The following is a 5949-nucleotide window of genomic DNA, read 5'->3' as shown; positions in this document are numbered from 1 at the left end:
TCGTGCCGCTCGCCGAGTCGCTCGACCTGAGCCGCCGGCACGTCGAGCAGACGCCGGTGCGCGACGACGCGGCCGACGCGCTCGCCGCGCGCGCCGACGGCGCGGCCAAGCTGCGCTGGAGCCCCGACTCGGCGCGCTCGGCGGAGGCCAGCGTGCTGGCCCTCGACGAGCGGCAGCGGTGGCGCGACGGGACGCTCTACGGCTTCGCCGACAACCGGCAGTGGAGCGGGCGCGCCACCGCCGCCTGGCGCCGCGGCGCGCACCGCCTCGCGCCCACGGTGTCGGCGTCGGTGTTCGACCACCGCTCGCGCAGCAGCGTCGCGCCGCAGCCGATCGCCGGCGACACGGGGCAGCGGCAGCTGCAGCGCGTCTACCAGGCCGAGCTCCTGTACAACGGCCGCGTCGCCGGCGCGGCGCTCGACGTCGGCACGCAGGTGCGCCGCGACGAGACCGAGACCGCGCGCGTCCCCGGCGGGCTGCGGGCGTTCACCGCGGTCGAGCCGTTCGCGCAGGTCGAGCTGGCGCCGGCGCCCGGGCTGGCGCTCGTCCCCGGCGTGCGCGTCACGCACTCGTCGCAGTGGGGGACGCACGTCACGCCGCGCGTCGCGCTCCGGCAGCGCGTCGGCGCGGGGCTCACGCTGCGCGCGTCGGCGGGGGAGGGATTCCGCGCCCCCGACTTCAAGGAGCTGTATATGCGCTTCGTGAACCAGGGCGCGGGGTACGCGGTGAACGGCAACCCCGACCTGCGCCCCGAGACGTCGCGCAACGTCACCGCCGGCGCCGAGTGGGCGGGGACGCGGGCGTGGGCGCGCGGGCAGCTGTACTGGAACCGCTTCACGGACTTCATCGAGACGCGCCCGGTGGGCGCCCCCGGCGCGCCGCCGGTCTACGAGTACGGCAACGTCGACGACGGCACCACGCGCGGCGTCGACGTCGAGGGGGGCGTGGCGCTGGCCGGCGTGCGCCTCGAGGCGTCGTACGCCGGGCTGGCGACGCGCGACGACGCCACGGGGCAGGCGCTGCTCGCGCGCCCCGCGCACTCGGCGCGCGCGACGGTCGCCGGCACGCTGCCGCTGGCCGTGCGCGCGAGCGTCACGGGGCTGTTCACCGGCCGCACGCCGATGGAGCGCGACGCCGCCACCGGCGCCGTCACCAGCTGGCGCGACGCCTTCGTCCGCACCGACCTGCGGCTCGCCCGCACGCTCCCCGGCGCCGACGCCGTCGAGCTGATCGTCGGCGCCGACAACCTGTTCGACCGCCGCCCCGCGCAGTGGGCCGGCTACACCGCCCGCCACGTCTACACGGCCCTGTCGTGGGCCCTCACCCGGACGCCGACCCGATGACCACGCTCCTCTCCCGCGCCGCCCTGCTGGCCGCCGCCGCCGTCCTCGCCGCCCCCGCCGCGCTGGCGGCGCAGGCCGCGACGAACGCCCCCCGCGTCGGCGTCGTGGTCGTGGCGCACGGCGGCGACTCGGTGTGGAACGCGCACGTCCGCCAGACCGCCGCCGCGGCGAAGGTCGGCGGCCCGGTCGAGGTGAGCTTCCTCATGGGCGCCGGCGCCAGGACCGCGCGCTTCCAGGACGCGGTGGCGCGCGTGCGCGCCGCCGGCGCCACCGAGGTCGTCGTGGTCCCCATGCTCGTGTCGAGCCACAGCGGGCACTACGACCAGATCCGCTGGCTCGCCGGCGACTCGGTGACGCTCGACGAGCAGATGACGCACCACCTGCACATGGCGGGGATCGAGCGCCCCGCCGCCGGCGCGCCCCTGCGCCTGACGCCGGCGATGGACGCCGCCCCCGAGGTCGCGCGCGTGCTCGCCGACCGCGCGCTGGCCATCGCGCCCCAGCCGCGCGGCCGCGCGCTGCTGATCGTCGGCCACGGCCCCAACTCCGCCGAGGACTACGCGGCGTGGATGGACAACCTGCGCCCGATCGCCGACTCGGTGAAGGCGATCGCCGGCTTCCGCGACGTGCGCGTCGAGCTGGTGCGCGACGACGCCCCCGCGCCGGTGCGCGCCGAGGCGGTGCGCCGCGTGCGCGAGCTGATCGAGCTGCAGCACCTGGCCACCGGGCAGGAGGTCGTGGTCGTCCCGGTGCTCGTGTCCAAGGGGAGCGTGAGCCGCGACAAGGTCCCGAACGACATCCGCGGGACGCCGTCGGTCTACACCGGCGAGCCGCTGGCGCCGCACCCGGCGATGGCGCGGTGGGTCGAGGCCCGCGTGCGCGGGGCGCTCGCGCGCTAGCGGTCGGTCCCGCGGGAACGCTAACCTACGCCCCGGAGGTTCACCCCCGAACCGGTCAGAGGCCCAGGAGGGCGCGCATGCAGTGGGACGTCGCGGCGTGGTGAGCGCCCGGGAGGCCGCCGAGCGCCTGTTCGCCGGCGCGGGGGAGGTGCGCGCGCTGTGCCGCGAGTTCGACTGGGGGGCGACGTCGCTCGGCCCGGTGCCCGGCTGGTCGCCCACCCTGCGCACCATCGTGCGCGCGTGCCTCGAGTCGCCGGCGCCGATCAACCTCTGGTGCGGCCCCGAGCGGCTGCTGGTCTACAACGACGGCTACCGGCGCATCCTGGGCGCGAAGCACCCGGCGTCGCTGGGGCGCCCCGGGCTGGAGGTGTGGGCCGAGATCCGGGCCGACATCGAGCCGATGTTCGCGCACGTCGACGCCGGCGGGGCCCCGATCTACGCCGAGGACGCGCGCTTCGTGCTCTCGGTCGACGGCGAGGGGACGCCGGACACGATCGCGTACTACACGTTCGGGCTGAGCGCCGTGCGCGACGACGACGGCGCCACCGTGGCCTACTTCAACCCGGCGACCGAGACCACCGCGCGCGTGGCCGCGGAGGCCGCGCTGGCGGAGTCGCGGCGGCGCCTCGACTCGGCGCTGCTGGCCGGCGAGGTCGGGACGTTCGAGTGGCGGATCCCCGACGACCGGCTGTTCGGCGACGCGAACTTCGGCCGCATCTTCGGGATCGCGCTCGACGAGACGGGGGCGGCGCCGCTGTCGGCGTACCTCGCGGCGCTGCACCCCGACGACCGCGACCGCGTGGTCGCGCTGATCGAGCACACCCTTGCCACCGGCGCGCCCTACGAGGCGGAGTACCGCATCATCCCGGGCGCCGAGACGGGGCGGCCGGAGCGCTGGGTGCAGGCGCGCGGGCTGCTGGAGCGCGACGCGGCCGGGCGGCCGGAGCGCTTTCCGGGGGTCGTCCAGGACGTGACGCGGCGGCGCGAGGCCGAGGACGAGCGCGCGCGCCTGCTCGCGGCCGCCGAGGCGGCGCGGCGCGAGGCCGACGTGGCCAACCGCGCCAAGAGCGACTTCCTGGCCAGCATGAGCCACGAGCTGCGCACGCCGCTGAACGCGATCGGCGGGCACACGCAGCTGCTGGAGATGGAGCTGCACGGCCCGCTCACGCCGGCGCAGCGCGGCACGCTCGCCCGCATCGACCGGGCGCAGCGGCACCTGCTGGGGCTCATCAACGACATCCTGAACTACGCGAAGCTGGAGAGCGGGCGCGTCGAGTACGTGATGCGCGCGATCCCGCTCGCCGACGTGGTGGCGGACGTCCTCCCGATGGTCGAGCCGCTGGTGGTCGCGCGCGAGCTGACCGTCGACGCGGCCGGGGCGGCGCCGGCGCCCGACGGCGGCCCGCACGTGTGGGCGGACCGCGAGAAGCTCGCGCAGGTGCTGCTCAACCTCCTGTCCAACGCGGTCAAGTTCACCGACGTCGGCGGCCGCATCGCCGTCCGCTGCGCGCAACAGGGCGACGCGGCGGCGCTGACGGTCGCCGACACCGGCGTCGGCATCCCGGCCGACCAGCTGGAGGCGATCTTCGCCCCCTTCGTGCAGGTGCGCCCGCGCGGGCAGCCGTACGCCGAGAAGGCGGAGGGGACGGGGCTCGGCCTCGCGATCAGCCGCGACCTCGCGCGCGGCATGGGCGGCGACCTCACCGTCGCCAGCGTCGAGGGCGCGGGGTCGGAGTTCACGCTCACGCTGCGGCGCGCGCCCGACGACGGCTGACGCGCGCTCACCCTCAGACCGGAGCACCCATGCGCCTGAGAGCCCTCGGGGCGGGCCTCGCCCTCGCGGCTGCCGTCGCGGCCGCCCCCGCGCGCGCCCAGGAGGCGCGCCAGTTCGTCACCGTCGACACGCCGGTGGTCGCGCTGACGCGCGTGCGCGTGATCGACGGCACCGGCGCGCCGGCGCGCGACGGGCAGACGATCGTCGTCGAGCGCGGGGTGATCCGCGCGGTCGGCGCCGACGGCAGCGTCGCGATCCCGCCGGGCGCGCGCGTGCTCGACCTCGCGGGGCGGTCGGTGCTCCCCGGGCTCGTGATGATGCACGAGCACATGTTCTACCCGTCGGGGGGCGGGAGCGTGTACAACGAGCAGGCGTTCAGCTTCCCGCGCCTGTACCTGGCCGGCGGCGTGACCACCGCGCGCACGGCGGGGAACATGGCCGGCTACGCGGACCTGGAGCTCAAGAAGGCGATCGACGCCGGGCGCGCGGTCGGGCCGTCGCTCGACGTGACGGCGCCGTACCTCAACGGGCCGGGGCTCCCGATCTACCAGGTGCACGCGCTCTCCGGCCCCGACGACGCGCGGCAGATGGTCGCGCACTGGGCCGACCGCGGCGCGACGTCGTTCAAGGCGTACATGCAGATCACGCGCGAGCAGCTCGGCGCGGCGATCGCCGAGGCGCACCGGCGGCGGCTCAAGGTCACGGGGCACCTCTGCTCGGTGACGTTCCGCGAGGCGGCGGCGCTCGGTATCGACAACCTGGAGCACGGGCTGGTGGTCGCCAGCGACTTCGCGCCGGAGAAGCGCCCCGACGAGTGCCCGTCGGCCGCGCAGCAGGCGTCGATCGCCGCGCTCGACGTGGCGTCGGAGCCGGTGCAGGCGCTGATCCGCGAGCTGGTGCAGCGCAACGTCGCCGTGACGTCGACGCTCACCGTCTTCGAGACCTTCGCGCCGGGGCGGCCGCCGGCGCCGCCGGGGGCGCTCGACGCGATGCTCCCCGAGGCGCGCGACCAGTACCTGCGCCGGCGCGTGCAGATCGCGTCGCAGGCGAGCTCCCCGTGGACGCGGCTGCTGGCCAACGAGATGCGGTTCGAGCGCGACTTCTTCCGCGCCGGGGGGCGGCTGCTCGTCGGCACCGACCCGACCGGGTACGGCGGCGTGGTGGCGGGCTACTCCAACCACCGCGCGCTCGAGCTGCTGGTGGAGGCGGGGCTGACGCCGCTGGAGGCGATCCGCGTCGGCACGCTCAACGGCGCGCAGTACCTCGGGCGGGCCGACAGCATCGGCACCGTGGCGGTCGGGAAGCGCGCCGACCTGGTGGTGGTGCGCGGCGACCCCTCGGCGCGCATCGCCGACGTGCAGCAGGTCGAGACGGTGTTCAAGGGGGGCGTCGGCTACGACGCGGCGCGGCTGTTCGCGTCGGTGCGCGGCCGCGTGGGGCTCCATTGAGCGCCCCGGGGCCCGGGCTCGTCGCCCGCGACGTCACGACCGAGTTCGAGCGGGCGAGCACGCTCGGCGGGCGGGTGGCCGACCGCGTGGCGGCGTTCGGCGGCTCGTGGACGTTCATCGGGCTGTTCGCCGCCTTCATGGTCGTGTGGGCGGTGCTCAATACCGCCATCCTCGGCCCGCTGCGCGACGCCTTCGACCCGTACCCGTACGTCTTCCTGAACCTGATGCTGTCCATGCTCGCCGCGCTGCAGGCGCCGGTGATCATGATGTCGCAGAACCGGCAGTCGGCGCGCGACCGGCTGGAGGCGGCCAACGACTACGCGGTGAACCGCCAGGCGGAGCTCGAGATCCGCGCGCTGCGCGAGCGGCTGGACGCGCTGCACGCGGAGCTGGCCGCGATCCGGGCGGCGGTGGAGCGCCCGGCGGCGTAGGCGGGGCCGCGCGGGCGCCCGGACGCCGTGACGGCGCGCGCCGCCGGCGTGCCG

General features: G+C 76.4%; 5 protein-coding genes. All 5 read left to right on the top strand.

Annotated elements, in window-relative coordinates; all coding sequences use genetic code 11:
- Positions 1–1343 (top strand): TonB-dependent receptor (locus PYV61_RS19770; RefSeq protein WP_275834837.1); only part of this gene is annotated, 1343 nt, incomplete at its 5' end.
- Positions 1340–2242: a CbiX/SirB N-terminal domain-containing protein gene (locus PYV61_RS19765; RefSeq protein WP_275834835.1), complete on the top strand. Its 903-nt coding sequence runs from the start codon at positions 1340–1342 to the stop codon at positions 2240–2242. The genes PYV61_RS19770 and PYV61_RS19765, both read left to right, overlap by 4 nt.
- 100 nt (positions 2243–2342) lie before the next feature.
- Positions 2343–4016, top strand: coding sequence for a hybrid sensor histidine kinase/response regulator (locus PYV61_RS19760; protein ID WP_275834833.1), 1674 nt, complete (start codon positions 2343–2345; stop codon positions 4014–4016).
- A 29-nt stretch (positions 4017–4045) separates the two neighbouring features.
- The gene (locus PYV61_RS19755) at positions 4046–5464 is read left to right on the top strand and encodes an amidohydrolase family protein (protein WP_275834831.1); all 1419 of its coding nucleotides are present in this window, start codon (positions 4046–4048) and stop codon (positions 5462–5464) included.
- Positions 5461–5895: a DUF1003 domain-containing protein gene (locus PYV61_RS19750; protein WP_275834829.1), complete on the top strand. Its 435-nt coding sequence runs from the start codon at positions 5461–5463 to the stop codon at positions 5893–5895. The genes PYV61_RS19755 and PYV61_RS19750 overlap by 4 nt, the downstream gene beginning before the upstream one ends.
- The last annotated feature ends 54 nt before the right edge of the window (positions 5896–5949 follow it).

Source organism: Roseisolibacter sp. H3M3-2 (assembly GCF_029211165.1).
Taxonomy (GTDB): domain Bacteria; phylum Gemmatimonadota; class Gemmatimonadetes; order Gemmatimonadales; family Gemmatimonadaceae; genus Roseisolibacter.
Note: the sequence above shows the minus strand (reverse complement) of the source record. Positions and strands in the feature narration are given on the sequence as shown.

Coding starts and splice junctions, on each gene's coding strand:
- PYV61_RS19765 (WP_275834835.1), top strand. CDS start 1,340: ATGACCACGCTCCTCTCCCGCGCCGCCCTGCTGGCCGCCGCCGCCGTC.
- PYV61_RS19755 (WP_275834831.1), top strand. CDS start 4,046: ATGCGCCTGAGAGCCCTCGGGGCGGGCCTCGCCCTCGCGGCTGCCGTC.